Origin of the sequence: Azonexus sp. (genome assembly GCF_036170495.1) — a bacterium.
Classification (GTDB): Bacteria; Pseudomonadota; Gammaproteobacteria; order Burkholderiales; family Rhodocyclaceae; genus Azonexus.
The window spans coordinates 1-23357 of record NZ_JAVHPH010000103.1; the positions used below are offsets into that span (position 1 = coordinate 1).

General features: G+C 62.5%; 24 protein-coding genes and 1 tRNA gene. 17 read left to right on the forward strand and 8 right to left on the reverse strand.

Annotated elements, in window-relative coordinates; translation table 11 throughout:
- A partial coding sequence (locus ADADOO_RS03365) for a cyanophycin metabolism-associated ABC transporter (RefSeq protein ID WP_511275011.1) occupies positions 1-1920 on the reverse strand: 1920 nt, incomplete at its 3' end.
- Between the two features lie 126 nt (positions 1921-2046).
- On the opposite strand from ADADOO_RS03365, the gene nirJ reads away from it, so the two are divergent.
- The 4 genes from nirJ to ADADOO_RS03385 all read left to right on the forward strand — a co-directional run bounded on the left by nirJ (position 2047) and on the right by ADADOO_RS03385 (position 6327).
- Positions 2047-3198, forward strand: coding sequence for a heme d1 biosynthesis radical SAM protein NirJ (gene nirJ / locus ADADOO_RS03370; RefSeq protein WP_511275013.1), 1152 nt, complete (start codon positions 2047-2049; stop codon positions 3196-3198).
- Positions 3195-4766 (forward strand): cytochrome D1 domain-containing protein, encoded by a 1572-nt coding sequence (locus ADADOO_RS03375; protein WP_511275015.1) that lies wholly within the window; start codon positions 3195-3197, stop codon positions 4764-4766. The genes nirJ and ADADOO_RS03375 overlap by 4 nt, the downstream gene beginning before the upstream one ends.
- Positions 4767-5478: 712 nt before the next feature.
- Positions 5479-5643 (forward strand): DUF3149 domain-containing protein, encoded by a 165-nt coding sequence (locus ADADOO_RS03380; protein ID WP_511275017.1) that lies wholly within the window; start codon positions 5479-5481, stop codon positions 5641-5643.
- Positions 5644-5877: 234 nt separating this feature from the next.
- Complete coding sequence (locus ADADOO_RS03385) at positions 5878-6327, forward strand: four-helix bundle copper-binding protein (RefSeq protein ID WP_511275019.1); 450 nt, start codon at positions 5878-5880, stop codon at positions 6325-6327.
- Between the two features lie 60 nt (positions 6328-6387).
- Here ADADOO_RS03385 and ADADOO_RS03390 read toward each other — a convergent pair whose 3' ends face one another.
- Positions 6388-6861: an outer membrane lipoprotein gene (locus ADADOO_RS03390; protein WP_511275021.1), complete on the reverse strand. Its 474-nt coding sequence runs from the start codon at positions 6859-6861 to the stop codon at positions 6388-6390.
- A 221-nt stretch (positions 6862-7082) separates the two neighbouring features.
- Here ADADOO_RS03390 and ADADOO_RS03395 point away from each other — a divergent pair, with 221 nt between their 5' ends.
- The 6 genes from ADADOO_RS03395 (at position 7083) to ADADOO_RS03420 (ending at position 10775) form a co-directional block, all read left to right on the forward strand.
- The gene (locus ADADOO_RS03395; RefSeq protein WP_511275023.1) at positions 7083-7793 is read left to right on the forward strand and encodes a L,D-transpeptidase family protein; all 711 of its coding nucleotides are present in this window, start codon (positions 7083-7085) and stop codon (positions 7791-7793) included.
- 66 nt (positions 7794-7859) lie between these two features.
- Positions 7860-9104, forward strand: a complete 1245-nt coding sequence (locus ADADOO_RS03400; protein WP_511275025.1) for a spore maturation protein — start codon at positions 7860-7862, stop codon at positions 9102-9104.
- An 83-nt stretch (positions 9105-9187) separates the two neighbouring features.
- Positions 9188-9272 (forward strand) — tRNA-Leu (locus ADADOO_RS03405).
- Between the two features lie 258 nt (positions 9273-9530).
- The gene (locus tag ADADOO_RS03410; protein WP_511275026.1) at positions 9531-9800 is read left to right on the forward strand and encodes a DUF3460 family protein; all 270 of its coding nucleotides are present in this window, start codon (positions 9531-9533) and stop codon (positions 9798-9800) included.
- 92 nt (positions 9801-9892) lie between these two features.
- A complete protein-coding gene (locus ADADOO_RS03415) occupies positions 9893-10234 on the forward strand; it encodes a 4a-hydroxytetrahydrobiopterin dehydratase (protein WP_511275027.1) in 342 nt (113 codons plus the stop codon).
- A gap of 10 nt (positions 10235-10244) precedes the next feature.
- Entirely contained in the window at positions 10245-10775 is a 531-nt protein-coding gene (locus ADADOO_RS03420; RefSeq protein ID WP_511275028.1) for a hypothetical protein, read from the forward strand.
- A 7-nt stretch (positions 10776-10782) separates the two neighbouring features.
- Here the strand turns inward: ADADOO_RS03420 and ADADOO_RS03425 are convergent, their stop codons facing one another.
- Positions 10783-11388 carry a YIP1 family protein gene (locus ADADOO_RS03425; protein ID WP_511275030.1) on the reverse strand — a complete coding sequence of 202 codons (606 nt, stop codon included), beginning with the start codon at positions 11386-11388 and terminating at the stop codon, positions 10783-10785.
- Positions 11389-11568: 180 nt separating this feature from the next.
- Here ADADOO_RS03425 and ADADOO_RS03430 point away from each other — a divergent pair, with 180 nt between their 5' ends.
- From ADADOO_RS03430 to ADADOO_RS03460, 7 genes are all read left to right on the forward strand, one after another.
- The gene (locus tag ADADOO_RS03430) at positions 11569-12144 is read left to right on the forward strand and encodes a pseudouridine synthase (RefSeq protein ID WP_511275031.1); all 576 of its coding nucleotides are present in this window, start codon (positions 11569-11571) and stop codon (positions 12142-12144) included.
- Complete coding sequence (locus tag ADADOO_RS03435; protein ID WP_511275033.1) at positions 12137-12580, forward strand: DUF192 domain-containing protein; 444 nt, start codon at positions 12137-12139, stop codon at positions 12578-12580. The genes ADADOO_RS03430 and ADADOO_RS03435 overlap by 8 nt, the downstream gene beginning before the upstream one ends.
- Positions 12580-13113 (forward strand): chorismate--pyruvate lyase family protein, encoded by a 534-nt coding sequence (locus ADADOO_RS03440; protein ID WP_511275035.1) that lies wholly within the window; start codon positions 12580-12582, stop codon positions 13111-13113. The genes ADADOO_RS03435 and ADADOO_RS03440 overlap by 1 nt, the downstream gene beginning before the upstream one ends.
- Before the next feature lie 72 nt (positions 13114-13185).
- Positions 13186-14211 carry a cytochrome-c peroxidase gene (locus tag ADADOO_RS03445; protein WP_511275037.1) on the forward strand — a complete coding sequence of 342 codons (1026 nt, stop codon included), beginning with the start codon at positions 13186-13188 and terminating at the stop codon, positions 14209-14211.
- Positions 14208-17213, forward strand: a complete 3006-nt coding sequence (locus tag ADADOO_RS03450) for an EAL domain-containing protein (RefSeq protein ID WP_511275038.1) — start codon at positions 14208-14210, stop codon at positions 17211-17213. The genes ADADOO_RS03445 and ADADOO_RS03450 overlap by 4 nt, the downstream gene beginning before the upstream one ends.
- A gap of 258 nt (positions 17214-17471) precedes the next feature.
- Entirely contained in the window at positions 17472-17720 is a 249-nt protein-coding gene (locus tag ADADOO_RS03455; RefSeq protein ID WP_511275040.1) for a type II toxin-antitoxin system Phd/YefM family antitoxin, read from the forward strand.
- The gene (locus ADADOO_RS03460) at positions 17717-18103 is read left to right on the forward strand and encodes a type II toxin-antitoxin system VapC family toxin (protein ID WP_511275042.1); all 387 of its coding nucleotides are present in this window, start codon (positions 17717-17719) and stop codon (positions 18101-18103) included. The genes ADADOO_RS03455 and ADADOO_RS03460 overlap by 4 nt, the downstream gene beginning before the upstream one ends.
- 34 nt (positions 18104-18137) lie before the next feature.
- On the opposite strand, the gene ADADOO_RS03465 is transcribed toward ADADOO_RS03460, so the two are convergent.
- The 5 genes from ADADOO_RS03465 to ADADOO_RS03485 form a co-directional block, all read right to left on the reverse strand.
- Positions 18138-19502 carry a TRAFs-binding domain-containing protein gene (locus ADADOO_RS03465; RefSeq protein ID WP_511275044.1) on the reverse strand — a complete coding sequence of 455 codons (1365 nt, stop codon included), beginning with the start codon at positions 19500-19502 and terminating at the stop codon, positions 18138-18140.
- Positions 19499-20677, reverse strand: coding sequence for a patatin-like phospholipase family protein (locus ADADOO_RS03470; RefSeq protein WP_511275046.1), 1179 nt, complete (start codon positions 20675-20677; stop codon positions 19499-19501). The genes ADADOO_RS03465 and ADADOO_RS03470 overlap by 4 nt, the downstream gene beginning before the upstream one ends.
- 21 nt (positions 20678-20698) lie before the next feature.
- A complete protein-coding gene (locus ADADOO_RS03475) occupies positions 20699-22243 on the reverse strand; it encodes a hypothetical protein (RefSeq protein ID WP_511275048.1) in 1545 nt (514 codons plus the stop codon).
- 3 nt (positions 22244-22246) lie between these two features.
- Entirely contained in the window at positions 22247-23086 is an 840-nt protein-coding gene (locus ADADOO_RS03480; RefSeq protein ID WP_511275049.1) for a D-Ala-D-Ala carboxypeptidase family metallohydrolase, read from the reverse strand.
- A partial coding sequence (locus tag ADADOO_RS03485) for a hypothetical protein (RefSeq protein ID WP_511275051.1) occupies positions 23083-23357 on the reverse strand: 275 nt, incomplete at its 5' end. The genes ADADOO_RS03485 and ADADOO_RS03480, both read right to left, overlap by 4 nt.

The following is a 23357-nucleotide window of genomic DNA, read 5'->3' on the forward strand; positions in this document are numbered from 1 at the left end:
GCGTTCGCCGACCAGCGAGTCGTAGCCGTGCGGCAGGCGCAGGATGAATTCGTGGGCGTGGGCGGCGCGGGCGGCGGCGATGACTTCCTGGCGCGTCGCGTTGGGTTTGCCGTAGGCGATGTTGTCGGCGATGGTGCCGAAGAACAGGAAGGGTTCCTGCAACACGAGGCCGATGTGCTGGCGGAATTCGGCGACGGGTACCGAGCGGACGTCGACGCCGTCGATCAGGACCTGGCCTTCGGAGACGTCGTAGAAGCGGCAGATCAGGTTGACCAGCGTGGACTTGCCCGAGCCGGAATGGCCGACCAGGCCGATCATTTCACCGGGGTGAATGACCAGATCAACGTCGCGGGTGACCGAGCGGGTGCCGTAGCGGAAGCTGGCTTTCTTGAGTTCAAGCCGCCCGGTAACGCCGGACAGGTGCACCGGGTTGGTCGGTTCAGGGACGCTCGACACGTGATCGAGAATATCGAAGATGCGCTTGGTGCTCGACGCGGCGCGCTGGGTGGCCGAGACGATGCGGCTCATCGAGTCCAGCCGGGTGTAGAAGCGGCCGATGTAGGCGAGGAAGGCGGTGAGCACGCCGACCGTGCTGGCCCCCTTGGAAATCTGCCAGATGCCGAAAACCCAGACGACGAGCAGGCCGACTTCGGTGAGCAGGGTGACCGTCGGCGTGAATACCGACCAGGTCTTGTTGAGCTTGTCGTTCATCGCCAGGTTGTGCTCGTTGGCAGCGCGGAAACGCTCGCCTTCGCGCTTCTCCTGGGCAAAGGCCTTGACGACGCGGATGCCGGGAATGGTGTCGGCCAGCACGTTGGTGACTTCGGCCCAGACGCGGTCGATTTTCTCGAAGCCGGTGCGCAGCTTTTCGCGCACGAAATGAATGAGCCAGCCAATGATCGGCAGCGGCAGCAGGGTGACGAGCGCCAGCCACGGGTTGATGCTGAACAGGATGACGGCGGTCATCGTGATCATCAGCACGTCGGTGGCGAAGTTGAGCAGGTCGAGCGAGAGGAAAATGTTGATGCGGTCGGTTTCGCTGCCGATCCGTGCCATGAGGTCGCCGGTGCGCTTGCCGCCGAAGTATTCGAGCGACAGGCCGAGCAGGTGGTCGTAGGTTTGCGTGCGCAGGTCGCGGCCCATGCGCTCGGAAACCAGCGACAGGATATAGGTGCGTATCCAGCCCAGACCCCAGGCCAGCGCGGCAGCGCCGAACAGGCCGCCAAGGTAGGTGAGGACCAGCGGCCAGTCGATCGGCTTGCCGTTCTGGAAGGGGATCAGCACCTCGTCCATGAGCGGCATGGTCAGGTAGGGTGGCACGAGTTGGGCGGCGGTCGAAGCCAGGGTCAGGACAAAACCGGTAATCAGCTGCCAGCGGTAGGGCCGGGCGAAACGCCAGAGGCGGAACAGCGTCCATGTTGATGGGGCAACCGTCGCTTCGCGGTTGCACACCGGGCATTCGTCTTCGCCGGGCGGCAGCGGCGCCTTGCATTTTGGGCAGCAATCTTCGGTTGACCGTAGGACTGGCTGGCCGGAGACGATGCTGGCGCGGTGCAGGTCGAATTCGGTGATAACGCGCAGGGCGGCCAGGTTCTTGGCCAGGGTGTAGCGCCAGGTGGCGAGCAGGGCGTTTTCGTCGACCAGTTCGAGCGTGCCGACACCGGCGTGGTCGTTGTGGTTGAGCGTCAGCCCGTCGCGTAGCGGCCATTCCTGCCAGCTCGTGTCGCCCGGGGCGAAGGCGAGGAAGCGGCGGTCGGTGACGAGGACGAGGCCGGAAGCAAAGCGTAGTCGATGGTCGAGGTCGATCTCGATCCACGCCTGGACCTTTTCGCCGGTGGCCAGTTTTGCCTCAAGCTCGGTCGTCCAGCGACTGGGCAGAGCGGGCTCGTTGCCGGCTAAATTCTGTTCGTTCGGATTCATTGGCGAAGTATACCGCAGGGTTTGGCGTGCCCGCCTAACGCCCCATTGTCCCGGCGGTTGACGCGGATCAAGGAATGGGGCGACGGGCTGCCGTTGAATGGCCGCAAGCCCAGAACAAGGACGTTCATGTTTCGCATTTCTCAGTACATGCAGGAAATAACGCAACTAAGCGCCGCGCCGACGCCGCTCGCGCCGAAACGCAACCCGCCCGGCCCGGTCGTCATCTGGAACCTGATCCGGCGCTGCAACCTGACCTGCAAGCATTGTTATTCGATTTCGGCCGATACGAATTTCCCCGGCGAACTGAGCACCGACCAGGTTTTCACGGTCATGGACGACCTTCGGGGCTTCAAGGTGCCGGTGCTCATCCTGTCCGGCGGCGAACCGCTGCTCCGGCCGGATATTTACGCCATCGCCAAACGCGCCAAGGCCAAGGGCTTCTACGTCGGGCTGTCGTCGAACGGTACGCTGATCGACGCGACCAACATCGCCAGGATTGCCGAGTGCGATTTCAACTACGTCGGCGTTTCGCTCGACGGCCTGGGCGCGACGCACGACAAGTTCCGCCGGATGGACGGCGCTTTTGAGGCCTCGCTCAAGGGCATCCGGTTGTGCCGCGACCTTGGTCTGAAGATCGGCGTGCGCTTCACGATGACGCAGGACAACGCCGCCGACCTGCCCGGCCTGCTCAAATTGGTCGAGGACGAAGGCATCGATCGTTTCTATTTTTCGCACCTCAATTACGCCGGGCGCGGCAACAAGAACCGCAAGGACGACGCGCAATACCAGCTCACCCGGCAGGCGATGGACCTGCTTTTCGAAACCTGCTGGGAATATCAGCAGCGCGGGCTCAACAAGGAATTCACGACCGGCAACAACGATGCTGACGGCGTTTATTTCCTGCACTGGGTGCGCCGGCGTTTTCCCGGAAGTGCGGCCCATGTCGAGGCCAAGCTGCGTCAGTGGGGCGGCAATTCGTCGGGGGTCAATGTCGCCAATATCGACAATCTCGGCAATGTCCATCCGGACACCATGTGGTGGCATCACAACCTGGGGAATGTGAAGGATCGGCCGTTTTCGCAGATCTGGCCGGATACCTCGGATGCGCTGATGGCCGGGTTGAAGCAGCAGCCGCGCGCCGTCAAGGGGCGCTGCGGGGCGTGCGCTTATTTGTCGATCTGCAACGGCAACACCCGCGTTCGCGCCCAGCAGATGACCGGCGATGCCTGGGCCGAAGACCCGGGCTGCTACCTTTCCGATGAGGAAATCGGGTTATGAAAATCAGGGCGTTGGGACTTTTCATTTTTGGCCTGTTTTTCCAGTCGACCGTAGCAATGAGCGCCGCGGCTGATGTCGGCGACAACTTTAAGCAACACTGCGCCGCCTGCCATGGCGCCGACCGGCTGGGCGGCATCGGCCCGGCGCTGATTCCGGAGAACCTGGCCCGCTTGCGCAAGCCGGAGGCGGAGAAGGTCATCCGCGACGGCCGGCCGGCGACACAGATGCTCGGCATTGGCCAGACGCTGGCGGCCGACGAGATCAAGGCGCTGGTCGAGTACGTCTATACGCCGATCAAGCCGATGCCGGCCTGGGGTGAGAAGGAAATCAACGCTTCGCGGATCGTCAATCACGCGCCGGGCAGCCTGCCCGACCAGCCGCAGTTCACGGCCGATCCGCTCAACCTGTTCGTCGTCGTGGAAAGCGGCGATCACCATGTTTCGATCCTCGATGGCGACAAGCTGGAACCGATCCACCGCTTCCAGTCGCGCTTTGCCCTGCACGGCGGGCCGAAATTTACGCCGGACGGCCGCTATGTCTTTTTCGCCTCACGGGATGGCTGGATCACCAAGTTCGACCTGTGGAATTTGAAGGTGATTGCCGAAGTGCGCGCCGGCATCAATACGCGCAACGCCGCGGTATCGGGCGACGGCAAGTGGGTGGCGGTGGCCAACTACCTGCCGCACAGCCTGGTCATTCTCGACGCCGATCTGAATCTCAAGAAAATCCTGCCGGTGGCCGACAAGGACGGCGCGAGGAGTTCGCGCGTTTCGGCCGTCTACGATGCCAGTCCGCGCCAGAGCTTCGTTGCCGCGCTGAAGGATGTGAAAGAGGTCTGGGAAATCTCGTACAACCCGAAGGCCGACGCCATTCCGGCCGGCATGATCCACGACTACAAATATCAGGAAGGCGCCTTCATCCCCGGTTTCCTCAACCCGCAGCGCACGCAGCTCGACGATTACCTCGACGATTTCTATTTCACTCCGGGTTACGACGAGGTCATGGGCGCCTCGCGCAACGACGCGAAGAGCGCAGTCAGCGGTCAGGTGGTCAATCTCGACGCGCGCAAGAAGATTGCCGACCTCGAATTGCCCGGCATGCCCCACCTCGGTTCCGGCATCTCGTGGAAATGGCAGGATAGAACGGTTATGGCGACGCCCAACCTCAACGAAGGCCTGATCAGCGTCATCGACATGCAGAGCTGGCAAACGATCAAGCAGATCAAGACGCGCGGCCCCGGCTTTTTCATGCGTAGCCACGAAAACAGCCGCTATGCGTGGACCGATTCGATGATGAGCCGCGAGTTCAAGGACACCATGCAGATCATCGACAAGGAAACGCTGGAAGTCGTCGCTGAACTGAAGCCGGAGCCGGGCAAAACCTTCGCCCACGCCGAGTTTACGAAAGACGGCAAGTACGTCCTGGCCAGCCTGTGGGAGATGGACGGCGCGCTGATCATCTACGACGCGGCGACGCTCAAGGAAGTGAAGCGCCTGCCGATGAAGAAGCCGGTCGGCAAGTACAACGTCTGGAACAAGATCACCAAGTCGGAAGGCACGAGCCACTGAGCGGGATTGCAAATTTGGGCGAAATGTCCGGTTGACCGTGGAAGGTGCCGTTGTCAGCCTTGACTGACAATTCTGGCGTAAATGGTGGAGCTTCCTTGCCCATTGTTATTCAAGTCGTTGATTTTTAATGGTGCCATTTCTGGTTATGCCCATGGCACGTATCTGGCTATAAAGCTATCCGGAAGCCGGCTGTGCCCAACGGCGCCTCCTCCTTTCCTCCCAGGGGAAGAGGCGCAAACGACCGCCATTGAAATCCGACGTACTTTTCCTCACCCCGCTGTGAACCGGGAATGCGTCGCAGCCGGCGAATGCCGGCTTCCAACCTAACCGCCTCGGCCGGCCCGAGGGGCCTTCGCGGAGCGGCACCCGCTCCGCTTACGTGACCGCAGCCCTGTCGGTGGCCAGGGGGTTGGTGCCAATTCTGGCGGCATTTTTCTGTTGATTGACATAATTGGCGGTCGTGCGGGTGTGTAAAGCCTGCGCTCGCGCCCGTGCAACAGTGGCTCGCTACCCTTGCGCGAGCTTTTGATTGCACGTCGAAGCGGCCGTCGCAGTGCTGATTTCGGCTGGTTCCAGTCTTCTCCCTGGTGCGTCGTTTTCCCGTCACCACGGCCCGCTATTTTCTTCCGGCGAGCACCGGGCATATGTCTTGCACATAAAAGCGGGCAGCAAATCGAATTCATCCCTATTCACCATTAAATGGAGAAGACTCATGGCATGGGAACTGTTATTCACGTCCGATATTGGCATATTGAGCTTGATCACCATCGGCTTCATTCTGGTCATGGCGGTTTTCATCTGGCGTTACGCAATGCAGCACGCCAGGCAGGATGAACGGGAGCATGGCTCCCCCGGCAATGTGGCAGGCGTACATTAGGGCTGCTTGCTGACAAGCAATGACCGGGAGGCCGGGGACAATGAGCAATAACATACCCAGACACTCCTGGCCCGGCCGACTCTTCGGCTGAACTGGCGGATCTATGGCGGGTCGGTCATCAGCGACGAGGCGCTGCGGAATTTCTTTTTTTGCCCAATTTCCGGTTGACCGTGGCATGGCCATTCACTTCCATGGCACATGCAGTCATGGCAACCAAGAAACGGGAGAGAAATCATGGAACGACGCGACATGTTGAAAACCGTGGCCGCCACCCTGGCCGGTGCGATCTCGGCCAGCGCCCAGGCGGCCGGCGAACACGATCACCATCCGTCCGGCCCGGTCGGGGCGGGTAAACGCAATGCGGCGCTGATCGACACCAGCGCCGACTGTCTGAAAGTCGGCGAGGCCTGTCTGGCGCATTGCCTCTACCTGCTTGGCAACGGCGACAAGACCGTCGCCGCCTGCTCCGTGTCGGTCAGTGAAATGCTGGCTACCTGCAATGCGCTGTTGAAACTGGCCAGTCAGGATTCGAAATTCGTTCCGGCCCTGGCCAGGGTCGCGGCCGACGTCTGCGCCAATTGCGAAAAGGAGTGCCGCAAGCACGAGAAACACCACGAAGAATGCAAGGCCTGCGCCGAATCCTGCGCTGCCTGCCTCAAGGAGTGCAAGAAGGTCGCAGCCTGATCCTGCTCCGCTCAGCAAGCGTCCCGGAGAGGTTTTCCGGGGCGTTGTCGTTTGTTGGGCTCAGTAACGCCGAACGGCGCCGCCGTTGTCGATGTGCAGGCGGTCGCCGACGCGCAGATCGACGAAATCGGTGTTCTGGATCAGCGTCTGGTAGCCGCCGTTTTCCATGCGGATGGTGAGCCGGAACTGGTCGCCTTGCGGCTGGTTGGCCTTTTCGATCTGGTGCCCGATCAGCGCGCCGCCCGCCGCACCGATCACCGTGGCTGCCGTATTGCCGCTGCCTTCGCCGACCTGATGGCCGATCAGCCCACCGATCACGGCCCCGGCGACGGCACCGACGCCAATCCCGCTGTCGCGCTCGGGGCGGATCAGGTCGATGGCGTAAACCGATCCGTAGCCGGGATAAAGATCCCGCGAATAGGCGATGGGCGGGTAGTCGCGCTCCCATCCCGGGTACTGCATCGGCGCACAGCCGCCGAGGGCCAGAAGGCCGGCCAGGCCGAGCGTTGCGGCGGATTTTCTCAATGCGTTCACGATCATCTCCTTGGTGTCCCGTTGGCCAGGCTGCGCCGGGACTGTTTTAGCGGCACGACAACGCGCTGTTCAGGCTTGTCGGTGCGCGGGCCTGTTCATGGTGCCGCATGTGGTCGGCCAGCACAACGACCGTGGCGCGACATAGAATGGGCCGATACCACGGTCGACCGGAAATATCGGCCAAAAATGGAATCGTCGCTTACCCTTCCTGAACTGCACGCATGCCGCCGTCCATTGTTTTTCCTCTCACTGTCGTCGCATCGTCCCGGCAGTTGCTGCTCGTCATTGCGCCGGGCTGGGATTGCAGCGCCGCGAAATTGCAGCGATTCGCGCGTACAACCGACGCTGACGACTGGCGCCCGATCGGCCCGGCAATCGCGGTCAGCCTCGGCCGCGCCGGGCTGGCCTGGGGGCGCGGCCTTCACCCGGCAGTCGACGGGCGGGAAAAGTGCGAGGGCGATGGTCGTGCGCCGGCTGGCATTTTCGCCATCACCACGCTGTTCGGCGACGCCGCAGCGGACAGCCCGTTTGCCCGCACCGCCAAGCTCCCCTACCTGCCAGCCACGCCCGACCTCAAGGCCATCGACGACCCTGCTTCGGCGCATTACAACCGCATCGTCGATCAAACCGCCGTGACGCCGGACTGGGTGTCGTGCGAAAACATGCGGCGCGGCGACGGGCGTTACGCCGTTGGTGCGGTCGTGGCGCACAACGCCGATCCAACCGTTCCTGGCGCCGGTTCGTGCATCTTTCTCCACGTTTGGGAAGATGAGGGCGTGCCGACGGCAGGATGCACGGCCTTGGCGCTGGCCGACATGAGCGACATCGCCGGCTGGCTCGATGCCGCCGCCACACCCGTGCTCGTCCAATTGCCGCAGGCCGAGTACGCGGCGCGGCGCGCGGCGTGGGGCTTGCCCTCGCTTCCGGCGTGATGTCGTTGCCGGGAGCGGCGTCGGCCGGCTAGACTGGCTGCCTCTCAACCCTGCCGTCATCCGCCTGTGCTCAATAAAATCTGGGTCGCCTTCATCCTCGTCGGCTTCGTTGCGGCGGTGGCGCAGTTGCTGCAGGGCGACCTCGATGTCTTCACGCGCGTCCTGACCGGCTTGTTCGATACGGCCAAAACCGGTTTCGACATTTCAATCGGCCTGGTCGGCATCATGAGCCTCTGGCTGGGCATCATGAAAATCGGTGAAAAGGGCGGCCTGATCGAACTCTTCAGCCGCCTCGTCGCACCCTTCTTTCGCCGCGTCTTTCCCGATATTCCGGCCGGCCATCCGGCCAGCGGCAGCATCGTCATGAACGTCAGCGCCAACATGCTCGGCCTCGACAATGCGGCGACGCCGCTCGGCCTCAAAGCCATGCGCGAGTTGCAGGAAATCAATCCGCAAAAAGACACCGCCAGCAACCCGATGATCATGTTCCTGGTCCTCAACACGGCCGGCATCACGCTGATCCCGACGACGGTCATCGCCATTCGCCAGAGCATCGCGCTCAAACAGGGACTGATCGGCTTCAACGCCGCCGACATCTTTTTGCCGACATTGCTTGGTACCTTCGTTTCCTTCTGCGCCGGGCTGGTCGCCGTCGCCATCTGGCAACGCATCAACCTCTTCTGCAAACCTGTTCTGGCCTTCTTCGGCGGCTTCGCGGCGCTCATGGCCGGGCTCTATTTCTGGCTGGGCGGCATGCCGCCCAGCCAGATGGCGCAAATGATCGGCCTGCTTGGCAGCGGGCTGATCGTCACTATCATCGTTCTCTTCGTCGCCATCGCTGCGTGGCGCGGCATCGACGTCTACGAAAGCTTCGTCGATGGCGCCAAGGAAGGCTTCGGCGTCGCCGTCCAGATCATCCCCTACCTCATCGCCATGCTCGTCGCCATCTCGGTCTTTCGCACGACCGGCGGCATGGATGTCCTGATCGGCGCCATCCGCAGCCTCGTTCTGGCCCTCGGCCTGAACGCAGATTTCGTCCCGGCGCTGCCGGTCGGCCTCATGAAAACGCTCTCCGGCAGCGGCGCCCGCGGCCTCATGGTCGACGTCATGACCACTTACGGCGTCGACTCCTTCCAGGGCAAACTCGCCGCCATCATCCAGGGCTCGACCGAAACTACCTTCTACGTCCTGGCCGTCTATTTCGGCAGCGTGAATATCACCAAAACCCGCTACGCCCTGGCCTGCGGCCTCATCGCCGATGCCGTCGGGCTGGTCGGCGCCATCCTCATCGGCTACGCCTTTTACCACTGAGGGGCTTAACAGCGGGGCAATTCCCCGCTAGAATCGCGCCCCTCCTCGATGAACAAAACACGCAAGCATCCCCGGATGCCGTAGCCTTGGTGGTGAAATTGGTAGACACGCTATCTTGAGGGGGTAGTGGCGCAAGCTGTGCGAGTTCGAGTCTCGCCCAAGGCACCAATAATTCTGATGAATACACTCAGAATCAATTCCTTAAAACATATCAACTGCTATCGGCGCCCGGTTCCGGCTGCGCTGGGTTGTGGCGAAAAGCGGCCGGCGGGAACCTCGCCCATCACGATGAATCGAATGGCAGAGTGGCGCGATTACTGGCCATTCTTGACAGGTTCGGCGCCGTAACGTCATCGAGATTCGATGCTGCCTGAAGGCATGGATAGTGGGCGCATGACCTGGCCTTCTAACGTGAAAGGAAGGGCGATGAGCAATTTCATCAACAGGCTGTTCCATCGGGGCAGCGCAGCGCATCCGGTCGCCGCAATGGATCGCGGATATGTCTCGGAATACACGCATTTCATCGATCGGTTTCTGGTTGACCATCCCGAGGTGCTGGTCGATCAACACGACGGACGCCTGCTTTACTGGGACAAGAAAGTCGATCTGGCGGCCCAGCAAAATGCCGAGGAGGACAGCGCGGCGCCCGACGGCTACGGCTTTTACAGCTCGGCCTGGCGGTCTACGAAGCATTAAGCCGGTATCGGCCTTTTCACTTCGCCGACAGCAGGCGCCGCCTGGCCTGATTGTCTTTGTCCGGCATTTGGGCGCCAACGAGGAGTCATGCCATGGAAACCGTCTGCAATTTGAGTGAAAGGAGCTGTGTGCCCTGTGAGGGGGGAACGCCGCCGTTATCTCAGGAAAAAATCGACCGGCTGTTGCCGAGCCTCGACGGCTGGGCGCAAACGGGGGCAGAGATCAGCAAGGCTTTCCAGTTTCGCAACTATTACGAAACCATGGCTTTTGTGAATGCAACTGCCTGGATTTCGCATCGCGAGAACCACCATCCCGATCTAGAGGTCGGCTACCGGACGTGCCGGGTGCGCTACACGACGCACGCCATCGGCGGCTTGTCGGAAAATGATTTCATCTGTGCCGCCAAGATCGAGCGCTGCCTGCTCGGCGTATAAACTGGCGGCCATGTTCGATAGCCCCTACGTTTCGACCTTTCTCGGTCACCGTTTTTTTCTGACCCGACCGCATATCGACGATGTCGCCATTGAGGACATTGCGCACGGTCTGGCCTACCAGTGCCGCTTCAACGGCCAGACGCGCGAATTCTATTCGGTGGCCCAGCACAGCCTGATGGTCATGCAACTGGTGCCGGCGCCGCTTCGCCTGGCGGCCCTGCTGCACGATGCCGCCGAAGCCTACCTCGGCGACATGGTCAAGCCGCTCAAGAACCTGTTTCCGGAATTCAGCCTCATCGAAGCCCGCGTCATGCAGATCATCGGCGAGCGTTTTGCTGTCGACCTTGAACACCTTGACCCGGCGATCAAGGCCGCCGATCTGGTTGCCCTGGCCACGGAAAAGCGCGACCTCATGCCGCACTCGACCGAAGCCTGGGCCAATCTTCGGGGCATTCGACCCCTGCCCGAAAGCATCCAGCCGCTCATGCCGGTGGACGCCAAATCGGCTTTCCTCGACAGCTTTAAGCAACTGCGCGAATAAAGCCCATTCAGAACAAGGCCGCGAGCCCCTGCAGGGTGCTGAGCAGGGCGGCCGAGATGATCATCAGGGTAATCCAGGCCATGACGCCGGCGGCGGTCACTAGATTCGAGATGGTGTGGGCCTTGCGCGCGTCGTCGACCTTGAGCAGCGGCCGCACGCCGTGCCGGATCAGCGCCGCCGAAGCCAGCCAGGCCGCCGCCACGATCAACAAATTGACAGCCAGGCTGGGCACGAACAACGCCAGTGACGACAGCCACAGCGGTATCGGCGCAATGGCCGCCAGCGTGTAGGCCTTCTCGTAACCGGGATCGTGATCCTGGTCGCTGGTCATGCGCTGGATCAGCATGGCCATGAAGGAAACCATGGCCAGTTGCACGGCGAACAGAACGATACCGCTGGCCAGCAATTGGCCGCCGGTGATCGCCGGTACGGAGAGCGGAAAAATCGCACCGGGATAAGCCCGTTCAGCAAAGGCGAACATCGCCGGGGGAATAATCGAGAGCGGGACGACCAGCCCGAACATCAGAGAACGGGAGGGTAGGTGGCTGCATTCAATATCGGACCAGCCTTCGGTTTCCGATATCAGCATCGCCGGGAAGTGAGTCAGTGACATGATGAACCTCCTTGTCGCCGCCAAAAGAGCCGGATGTCGGGTGCGGCAAACGGCAGGAGCGGGACAATACTTGGACGGCGGTTCGTCCTTGTCGGTTCCGCCTTTTTCCGGCCACTCCTACGGTCAACCCGAAAAATCGGCGAAAATTGAAATCCTGCCCAGTTCGTGAAACCCGCTCGCGTGTCCTCCATCGTCCTCTTCAACAAGCCTTACGGCGTTCTTAGCCAGTTCACCCCGGAAGGCAAATGGCGGGCGCTGGATGAATTCATTCCGGTCAAGGGCGTTTATGTCGCCGGCCGGCTTGATGCCGACAGCGAAGGCCTGCTCATCCTGACCGACGACGGCAAGTTGCAGGCGAAGATCGCCGACCCGAAACACAAGCTGGAAAAAACCTACTGGGCGCAGGTCGAAGGTGTGCCCGACGAAGCGGCGCTCGATAAGCTGCGCGCCGGTATCGCGCTCTCTGATTTCACTGCCCAGCCGGCAAAAGTACGGCTGATCGCCGAGCCGCCTGGCCTCTGGCAGCGCGAGCCGCCGATCCGCTATCGCGCCGCGATCCCGACCGCGTGGCTCGAAATCCGCATTGCCGAAGGCAAAAACCGCCAGGTGCGGCGGATGACGGCGGCCATCGGTTATCCTACGCTCCGTCTGATCCGGGCCGCCATCGGGGCGGCGACGGTGGACGGTCTGGCCCTTGGTGAGTGGCGCAAGATCGACGGTAGTTACCCGGATTTGCAAGGAAAATTCAATGAATAAGACACTCGTCGGCCTGTTGGCCGGTCTGCTTGTGAGCGCCACGGCCTGGGCGCAGGGCGCCATGCCGGTCATCGAACTGACTGCCGGCTTCCACCGCATCGAGGCCGAAGTGGCGGCTACCGACCAGAACCGGCAAGTCGGCCTGATGAACCGCAAGGCCATGCCCGCCCAGCGCGGCATGCTCTTCGTGTTCAATCACGAGAACACGCACTGCATGTGGATGCGCAACACCCTGCTGCCGCTCTCGGTCGCTTTCATGGACGGTGAAGGCAAAATCATCAACATCGAAGACATGCAGCCGCAGACCGAAGACAACCACTGCGCCCGCCGCCCGGCGCGCTATGCGCTGGAAATGAATCTCGGCTGGTTCGCCCAGCGCGGCCTCAAGCCCGGTGTCAAGCTCGGCGGTCTGGACAAGGCGCCGCGTCCACAATAATGGTTCCAAACCAATGGCGTGCCCGCCCGACCGGTGCGCCCCTTGATGCAGACCTGGCCGCCTGGCTGACCGAACCGGGCTCGCTAACGGCGCGTTGCCAGCGCAACTGCAGTGCGCTTCGCATTCGCCTGCTGCGCTACGAAAAGGGCCGGGCGCTGGCTGATGAAGGGCTGCGCCTTGAACCATCGCGCGCCCCGGCCTGGATCCGCGAAGTGGCGCTCGAATGCGACGGCGTGCCGGTCATTTTTGCCCACACCACGCTGTCGACCGTCAGCCATGGTCGCCTCAGCCGCTGGTTGGCCCGCCTCGGCAGCAACTCGCTCGGCTCGCTGCTGTTCACCCATCCCGGCTTCAAGCGCGGTGCCATCGAGTTTCGCCGGCTCGACAGACGCCACCCGCTCTTTCAGCGCGCCGCTGCCCTGGGTGTGGCGGGCGACACCCTGTGGGCGCGCCGCTCGCTGCATCGCCTCGGGCTGCAGCAAGTGCTGGTGACGGAAGTTTTCCTGCCGGCGGTGGCGTCTCTGCGTCGCTGAGTGAAATTCCCGTTGGCGGAGGGCCTTCGTATTGGAAGGCCATGAAACCTTTGCCAGTTCTATAATTAAGCCATGAGCTTTCGCACAATTCTTGTATTTATGCTCGTGTTCTTGGCGGTTGCCGCCGGCTATTTCGGGATGCGCGGCGATGCCACAACGGACCGTCGTCCGCTGACTTCCGATAGCCAGTCGCTGCAGAATACGCTGTCGGGGTCCGCTGCACTGCTGCCGCTGCCACCGGTTCCCGACTTGCCGGCGGACAAGGTCGCGCTCGGCAGGCAGTTGTTTTTCGAAACCCGCCTGTCGCACAACGACAGCATCGCCTGCGCCACCTGTCACCGGCTCGATAGCGGCGGTAGCGACCGGCGGCCTGTTTCGGTCGGCATCGACGGCCGCCAGGGCAGCATCAATGCGCCGACGGTGTTCAACAGCAGCCTCAATTTCGTCCAGTTCTGGGATGGTCGCGCCGCCAGTCTCGAAGAGCAGGCCGCCGGGCCGGTGCACAACCCGCTCGAAATGGGCTCGAACTGGGCCGAGATCATTCCCAAGCTCAGCCGCGACGAAACCTATCGCGAGGCCTTTGGCCAAGTCTACAAGGCGGGCATTACCGGCGAAACGATTGTCGATGCCATTGCCAGCTTCGAGCGCACCCTGCTCACGCCGAACAGTCCCTTCGATCGCTACCTGCTCGGCGACAAGGCGGCGCTCGATCCGCTCGAACGTGTCGGCTACCAGCGTTTCCTCGATTTCGGCTGCGCCAGTTGCCACCAGGGCGCCGCCCTGGGCGGCAACATGTTTCAGCGCTTCGGCGTGATGGACAACTATTTTGCGGCCAGGCCCGACCGCCAGGCCGATCTCGGCCGCTTCAATGTCACCGGACTCGACAAGGATCGCCATGTCTTCAAGGTACCCGGCCTGCGCAACGTTGCCGTGACACCGCCGTACTTCCATGACGCCTCGGCCGCTTCGCTCGAAGAGGCGGTGATTGTCATGGGGCGCTACCAGCTTGGCCGCGAACTGTCGAATGAAGACGTCAAGGCGATTGTCGCTTTCCTGCGGACCCTGACCGGCGAGTGGGAAGGGACGCGCCTGCAATGAACTTTTCCGAAGGCTTGCTGGCTATGCCAAAACGGAAGCTCCGACTGGGCCTTGCCCTGTTTGTCGGCTTCTTCGTGGCGGCTCTGACCGGGCTCTTTTCCTTGGCCGAAAACGTCTCGCCCGATGCGCACTTTGCTTACACCCAGAAGCTACGCGACCTCGGCGAACTCGATACGCGCGTCGAAGGGCAAATTCTGGCTAACCGTCTCGAACAAGTGCGCAATTACGACGCGATGACGCGCTACCTGCAGCGGGTCGAAGTGCTGGCCAGGGAGGTCGGCCATGCGCCCGGATTTCTCGCCGTCGCAGATAGCGTCGCCGTCGCGGCGGCCGCCGCCGAACTGAAGCAGGCCCTGAGCCGCAAGGCCGAACTGGTGGACCAGTTCAAACGTGAGAATGCCATCCTGCGCAATTCGATTTCCTTCTTTCCGGTTGCCTCCTCAGCCTTTCTCGAAACCCTGCAACACGCCCACTCCGCGTTGCCGGGCAAACTGCGCGATCCGCTCGGAAAATATGCGCGCGAAGTGCTGGCCAACGCCCATGCCCCCAGTCTTGAAGGGGGCGAACGCATCCGTCTTGTACGCAAGGAACTGGTCGACCTGGCGGAGGGTTCGGTGCAGAAGCATTTCGTGGACAACATCATTCGCCACGGCGACACCATCGGCGCCTACCTGCGTTCGATCGATGCCCTGATGGCCGAAATATCCAGCCAGGGCAGCGATGTCCTGCTCGACAGGCTGGCTAGCGCCTACGCGGCCGGGCACGCCCGGGCCCACCACCTGGCCATGGGCTACCGCATGGCGCTTTACGCGCTGGCCATCCTCCTCACGGCCTTCCTCGCTTTCCTGTTCTTCCGGCTCGATCAGGCACGTCGTTCGCTGGCCACGGCCAACCGCGAACTCGGCGAGCGCTACGCCGGGCAGCTCGCCGTCGAAAAGCAGCTGACCCTGCATGCCACGGCCTTCCGCAGTGCCCACGACGGCATCACGCTGACTGACGCGGCGGGCAATATCCTCGACGTCAACCCTGCCTTCTCGCGCATCACCGGCTGGGAACGCAGCGAAGTCATCGGCCGCAATCCGCGCGTCCTCAAGTCCGGTCGTCACGACCGCGAGTTCTACGAGGCGATGTGGAAGAGCATCAACGAAACTGACAGCTGGCGCGGTGAAATATGGAATCGCAACAAATACGGCGAAATCTACCCGGAACTGCTGTCGATCTCGGCCGTGCGCGACACCGCCGGGAATCTCACCAACTTCGTCGCCGTCTTCTCCGACATCGGCCGCCTCAAGGCGCAGGAGTCGCAGCTCACGCAGATGGCCTACTACGATTCACTGACCGAGCTGCCCAACCGCACGCTGCTCGCCGACCGTCTCGTCCAGGGCATCGCCCAGACCCGTCGCACCGCTTCGATGATGGCCATCTGCTATCTCGACCTCGATAGTTTCAAGCCGGTCAACGACACCTGGGGGCATGGCGCCGGCGACAGGGTGCTCATCGAAATCGCCAACCGCATGCGCCAGGTCGTGCGCGGCGGCGACACTGTGGCACGTCTCGGCGGTGACGAGTTCGTCCTGCTCCTGCTTGGTTTTGCCAGCGAAGCCGAAAGCGAGGAAGCGATCCGTCGCCTGCAGGCCTGGATCGCCAAGCCGCTGACCCTCCTGCCCGAACCCATCAGCATTTCGGCCAGTATCGGCGTCACGCTCTTTCCGCATGACGACGAGGACCCCGACACCCTGCTGCGCCATGCGGACCAGGCCATGTACCGGGCCAAGCAGGCCGGCAAGAACTGCTTCCAGATTTTCGACGCCGAGCAGGACCGTCACACGCGCAGCCGTCGCGACCGCCTCAACCGCATCCGCCAGGCGCTCGATAACCACGAATTCATTCTCTACTACCAGCCCAAGGTCAACATGCGGCTGGGCAAGGTGACTGGTGCCGAAGCCCTCATTCGCTGGAACCACCCGGAGCACGGCATCCTGGCGCCGAGCGAGTTCCTGCCCCTGATCAATGATGACGTGATGATCAAGCTGATCGGCGATTGGGTCATTGAGATGGTGCTCGGCCAGCTGGAAGTCTGGCACGCCGCCGGGCTCGATCTGACGGTCAGCGTCAATGTCGCCAGCAAGCAGCTGCAGGCCACCGAGTTTGTCGAAAAGCTCAAGGCGGCGCTGTTTCTCCACCCGGATGTGGCCCATCTGTTGGAAATGGAAATCCTTGAAACCGCTGCGCTCGAAGATGTCGCCAAGACGTCGCGGGTCATCGACGAGTGCCGCGCCCTCGGTGTGCGCTTCTCGCTCGACGATTTCGGCACCGGTTATTCATCGCTGACCTACCTCAAGCGCTTGCCGGCCGAGATCATCAAGATCGACCAGAGCTTTGTCCGCGAAATTCTCAGCGATTACAACAATCTGGTCATCGTCCAGGGCGTCATCAGCCTGGCCAGCGCCTTCCAGCGCGAAATCATCGCCGAAGGTGTCGAAACCGTCGAACACGGGCGCCTGCTGCTCCAGCTCAACTGCGATCACGCTCAGGGCTACGGTATCGCCAAGCCGATGCCGGCCGAAAAGATCGTCGACTGGGTAAGGCAATGGCAGCCCGACCCGATGTGGCGGGAGATCAGCGACCTGTATTGGGACGCCGCCGATTACCCGATGCTGATTGCCGAAATCCAGCTGCGCAACTGGGTCAGCCAGATCGTCTATGCCACCAACGAGGGGCTGCCGGCGCCGTGCGCGCACATCGACAACGCGACCCGTTGCGAATTCGGCCAGTGGTATTTCGGTGATACCCGGCGCCGTTATGAAAGCCACCCGGTGTTTGCCGAAATCGACCGCCCGCACCAGCGCATCCACGAAATCGCTGGACAGATCGATAACTGCTGGCGCGATGGCAAGATCGAGGCGTCACGGAGCTACATCCCCGAACTTCTCGCCGCCCGCGACGAGACGCTGGCGCTGCTGCTGCAGTTGCAACGCCAGGTTGGCGTTCGTCGGAGTTAGGGAGTCGCCCGAAGGTGTCGTTCCCGCGTCAGTTGAAGTGTCTGACTTCTGAGCCGAGGTCCGATTTCAATTTTGGCCAATGTTTCCGGTTGACCGTAGCAATCACAGTCAAGCCTCCGGCCCGCCCATCCAGGCCACACTTCAGAACTAAGTCAAGAATAGGCGCGGGGGAGTCCGCCATGAATGCAAACGTCCCCGTTTTACCTTGATGTTGCTGGTTGACCAGACTAGACTAACAGCTGATTTAAGGAGGTTGCCATGCAAGCTGTCAACATGCTTCAAGCCAAAACGTCGTTGTCGCGTCTGGTCGACGCCATCGAGCAAGGCCAGGAACGAGAAATTGTAATTGCCCGGAATGGGCGCCCTGCGGCCAAACTGGTTCCGATGGATGCCGCTCCCGCTGGTCAGCGTATCGGCTTGGCTAAAGGCGTGTTCGTGGTGCCGGATACCATCGATGCGAATAACGATGAAGTCTCCCGGTTATTCATGGGTGGGGTTTCAGCTTGAACCTTCTGCTTGATACTTATGTTGCGTTGTGGGCCATTACCGATAGTCCGAAACTGTCAGCCAAGGCTCGCGACTTGATAGCCTCGCCAAAAACGAATGTCTGGGTTAGTACGGCAAGCATTTGGGAAATCGCCATCAAACACTCGCTGGGTCGCGGTGACATGCCGATTTCTGGACAAGATGCTCTGCGCTATTTTGTGGGATCCGGATATCGACAACTTCCCATTGAGGCGGAGCATGCCATTGCAGTTGAGGACTTGCCCGCGCACCATCACGATCCCTTCGACCGTATCCTTGTTGCACAGGCGCTCGTTGAGCCAATGAGACTCATGACTCACGACGCAACGGTAGCGCTCTATAGCGACACAATCATCAAGATTTGATTGGCCAAAAGGGCCCTGGCTCGATAGCTTGCAGCTAGGCTCCGCCAGTCGCAGAAAGCGCGGCAAACGCCTTCTGCAATTCGACCAGTTTGCGCCCCTGGTCGAGCCGTGTGTCCTGCATCCATTGCGGCACCGCGAGGGCTTCCACCTCGGCGCCCCAGCGTGCCGTCTCCGCCGCATCGCCGCGACCGAGCGCGGCTTCCCACAGGGTGGCGACGGCCCAGAAGCGCTTCATCGGGTCGGCATCCTTGTCTTCGGCCGGCGCTTGGGCCAGTCGGCCGACTTCGCTGCGGACACGACGGGCGAGTACCGAGTCGGCAATGGCGTCGTCCTTATTGCCGGCCTTGAGCCATTCGACCGCCCGCAGATCGAGCAGGAAGGCGTAATTGATGCCGTTGTACCAGTCGCGGCGCAGCGAAAATCCCCGTTCGTAGCCGTCGACCGCAGCATTGAGGTCATCCGCTCGGGCGTGCAGTTCCCACAGGCGTTTGTGGATGGCCCCCCACAGCCCGAGGGTTTCCGGGTCGTTGGTCGAGGCCGGGGCGAGTGATTGCTCCATGATGCCGCGCGCTTCGATCAAGGCGCTTTGCGCATCGGGCTGCTTTGACTTGTAGGTTGCGACGACCAGTTGCTGGGTGACGAAGGGGTCGTTCGGGCGTAGCTCGCTGACCTTCTGCAACAGGGCACGGGCCCCGGCAAAATCACTGGCGCCACCAGCGGGCGGATTGATTTTGGCCAAGGCCTCGTCGAGCATCGCCTTGGGTGTGGCAACCGGTTCCGGGGCGGCGCCAGCAACCGATTCATCGATGAATTCGGGCGGGCTGGCCGCAGCGATGGTGAACAAACCGCCCCGCGCCTGTGGCGGCGCGGCAAAGGTCGGGGCTGGCACTGCCGCTGGTGCAGCGGCCCATTGTGGCGGGGTGAGCTGCGGCAGGAAGGTATAGACCGGGCTGTCGGCGCGATTCGAGGCGAGGATTTCCTCGATTGCCGTCTTCAGTTCCGTCTTGAAGCGGGCCGCCTCGCGGGCGCCGATGTCCTCGCCGAGGTGCTTGTAGCGGCGGATGGCGATGTGGCCGACGTCGAACGGATTCTTGAAGCCTTCCTCGGCGACGACGATGGTGGTGCGCGGCCGCAGGGCATAGCGCACGCCGAGTTCGTAGGCGGCATTGACGTTGTAGGTCGACAGGTCGGCAATGACGACGTCGGCTTGCAGCAGCATTTCGTACATCGGGACGTCAATTACCGTCGAATGCTGGATTTCGTCGGCGCGGATCGATTGCAGCCCGGCCGCCTCGACGGCTTCCTTGATGATGGCGTAGGAGGCGTCGAGGTCGAGGACGCGGCCGTCGGTGTAGTCGGTCTTCTTGCCGAAGCCCTGGATGACGAAACAGGTTTTCATGCGAAGCCCCGCAGGTGGTTGAGGCTGACGTATTTCGCGGCATAGGTGGTGCCGACGCGCTGGATTTGCGGCATGTGCTTGACCGAATCCATGACCTGGACCTGCTCGGCCTTGATCTCGGCTAGGCCCAGGGCGTTGAGACCGGCTTGCGAGACATCCGGGTCGTAGCGAACGTAGGCGAACTGCTTGGGAATGGTCGAGGTGACCGGGGCCGCTTCGCTGGGCACGAGGTCGTCGATCTCGCGGTCGATTTTCGGCCCGAAGCGACAGTCGCCGACGACGCGGCAGGCCATGTCCCAGCCGGCCGAGGCGGCGTTCATGAGGGCGCCGGGCAGGTTCTTGGCGTTGTCGAGCAGCCACAGATCGTCGGCATCGACATCGGGCCGCGCCTTGGCCGTGCTGCCGGTGCCGACCGAAACAATGAGCAGCTGGTCGTCGCCGGTCGGCCAGCTGATCTTGTACGGTGCGGCGGTGACCATCTGGAAGGCGAGAAAGGCCGGGTTGTTGTAGGTCGTCACGCCGCCGTCGACAAAGATGAATTCGTAGGGCTTGGCCGTGCCCTCGCCGAAGGTGACGACTTCCGGCGGGAAAAAGACGGGCGCGGCGGTGCTGGCGCGGACCAGTTGCCAGAGCGGCAGCTTGAGGTTGCAGTCGGGGCGCGCCACATCGTTGTATTTGGCCAGCGGATTGTTGCTGACCGGCCATGGCGAATCGGTGGTCACGTTGCGCATGACCATCATGAGCAGCGTGCGCAGCCCGGCATCGCCCAGCACGGCATTCGGTTCAGCCGGGCTGGCCGTGTGGTGCAGCGCCTTGTCGAGTTCATCGCGCAGTTTTTTGGCCAGCGGCTCGTCGTTGTAGCTGTATTTCAGGCGCTTGAGCAGCGAGGCTTTGTCGAACATCTGCTGGCCGCTGTCGGTGTAGAACTTGCGGATTTGATCGGTGCTCATGCCGGTCGAAATGCAGCTGGCGATGATCGCCCCGGTGCTCGTGCCGCAGACGAAATCGAAATAGTCGGCGAGGACGAGGCCGGGCTTGCTGAAACGGGTGCGCAGATCGGCTTCGAGCTTGGCGAGGATTTCGACGCTCATCAGGCCGAGAATGCCGCCACCGTCGCAGGCGAGGATTTTTTTCGGGCCGGCGGCCTTCATGCGGGCGAGGACTTGTTGATTCACGGGAGTCTCCTTGTGTCGGGGCTAGCGGGCGGCGTTGGGCGTAGAGGCGGGGAACAGGGTGGCGAGAACATCGGCTGGTTTGAGGTCGTCGCCCTGATCGATCCAGACGAAACGGTCGGCCGGGGCGTTGACCACGGCAGCCTGGGCGGCGGCGAGTTCGGTTTGGCTGTTGGTCAGGATGACGACGCGGGCGAGGTTTGGCGCCTTGGCCAGGACGCCGAGTTCATGGATGCAGCCGGCGTTCTTTGCCTTGAAATTGCGCAGGTCCATGAGCACCACGTCGCTGATGCCGACCAGCCGGTCGAGCGCCTGTTGCCAGGTGTTGTCGTGGCAATAGCACTCGTTGATCCGGTAGCGTCCTTCGACATCCGGCTCGAACTCGAATTGCTGCAGACGCGATTCGATCTCGCCCGCTTGCGCGATGAAACGCTCGGCCAGACGACCGTCGAGGAAGGTGAATACGTCGTCGGCGTCGATGGTGCGGTCGGCCAGGTCGGTACCGGCAATGAGCACGGTGTTGCCGCTCAGGCGCCAGCGTTCGATGACGCGGTCGAAAATGGCCTGGGCGTTGGCATCCTGCTGAAAGACCCGCAGGATGAGCAGGGTGGGTGGGGTGCTGCTTGGCACGGCGAAGCGCTGCATGAGCAGGGCGCCGAGCGGAATCCACAACAGCGGGGCAAAACAGATGATGGCCCAGCCACCAAGCTCGTGGATGGCGCCGAGCGCTGGGCCGACCAGCGCGATGGTCCACACCGCGGTGAACAGGTAGAACAGTTCGGAAATGCGTCGTTCGCGGTAGCTTGCCGCCAGCCAGCGGCCCAGCGCCCGGGCCGGCCACCAGGCGATGAGCCAGGGCAGCACGGCAAACAGCGCGAAGGCCGTCGTGGCGCCCATCCAGCCGGCCAGCCAAACGACGAACGGGCTTTCGGCCTCGATCATGGCGGCGAGCAGATCGAGGCCGAGCTGCGACGAGCCGCTGAACACGATGAACAGCGGTGCCAGCCAGGGGCCGACGGCGCGCGTCGCGCCGCCCAGGCACAGCGCGGTGACGACGATGAGCGGCAGGCCGGTGTCGAACAGCATCCAGCCGACGACCTGGGCGAAGCTGATGTTTTCGTTCGTTCGCCAGCTGAGCAGGGCGATGGCGAGGACCAGCCAGCCGAGCATGGCACCGACGAAACGCGGCCGCGACCAGCGGCCAATCACGGCGAACACGGGCAAGACCGGCCAGGCATAGGCGGCGCCGAGGGTGGCGACGGTTTTGAGCGTGATCGGGCCGTCGGCGATGATCTGGGTCATGATCGTTCGGGTCAGGGCGATGACCAAGGTCAGGCCGATGAAGGAAAAGAGCAGCCGACGGTGGGCGTCATCGTTGTCGGCGAGTGTCGGAAATGTCGCCTGGTGCTGACGTGCCGGGGCCGGGGCGCTAGCGCCCGATGATGCGGCGACCGGCGCTTTCATGAGGCGCTGCATGCTCGCCCGATAGCGCTGGGCGACGATCCAGGCGCCGATCAGCGCCAGCAGCGTGGCGACGACGAGCAGGAAGAAGATCTTGCCGGAAGCCATGGTTCAGGCCAGCGCCGTGGCGCGCAGGCCGGGGACGTAGACCATCTTGCCGTGGTCGGCGATGTAGCTCAGCAGTTGGCGGCGGTTTTCGCCGCTGCCCGGCGCCTTGAGCGAGATGTGCACCCAGCCCGAGTTGGGGCCTTTGGCCGGGTCGTAGCACTCGCAGATGATCTGGTCGAAAGCCGTGAGGTGGTCTTTCGCCCAGTTGGCCAAGGCCAGCGTGCTCATACCGACGATCTCGATGTCGCAGGCTTCGCCGCGCGCGTGCTGGCTGGTGCTCAGCCAGCTTGCCGGCTTGTTCTTGAGCGCCCGTTCGAGCGGGTGGCCGCGGAAAACGCTGTTCGGCGTGAAGCTGCCGAACTGGTTGCGAATCGGCTGGAGGACTTCGCGGGCGAGATGGATGGCGGCGCGCAACTCCTGGTCGGTCGCGAAATGGTTATCGATGCCGCGCCGGTCGGCGAGCTCGGAACGGGTCAATTCATAGACCAGAAAGTTCGGCGCGACGCGGGTGTCGTGGCTGACGTTGGCCAGGGTGAATTGCGAAATTGGCTCATTTTTCCGGTCGACCGTAGCATTTGCCGAACGCGAGGCGCCACGTGATCTGGCCGGCTTCGGGGTGGCGGCCGGCGGTGGGAGCGGCGCGGCGCGGGGTTTTGCCGTTCTCCTCACCGCCTTTTCTTTCGGAGCGGCTTGCTTTGGCGTTGATTTGCTCCGGGTTTTGGTGACGACCGTAGCCGGCTCAACGCTGGTTGCAGTCCGGCGTCGAATGGTCTTCTGGGCTGCGCCCGTGGTGGCAGTGGTGGCTGCCGGGCGCGGTTTGGCTGGGTTTTGGCGGGGGCTCATGCGAGGTCCTCCTTGATCTGGTCAATCAGCCCGCTCAACGGGTCGTCGTCCGGGAAATTCAGGCGCAGGAAGTCGAGGTGCTCGGTGACCGATGAACGCTCGCGTACGCTGGCCCCGCGCTGGATAGCCTGACGATAGGCCTGGCGCGCCGAGTCGGCAGCGCCGACAGCTTTGCGCCGGCTGCCCGGCAACTGGTCGGCCATGCCCTGCACGAGGTCGAGATCGGCCAGGCTGGCGCTGTCCCAGAAATTCGGGGCGCTCGCGTTGCGCT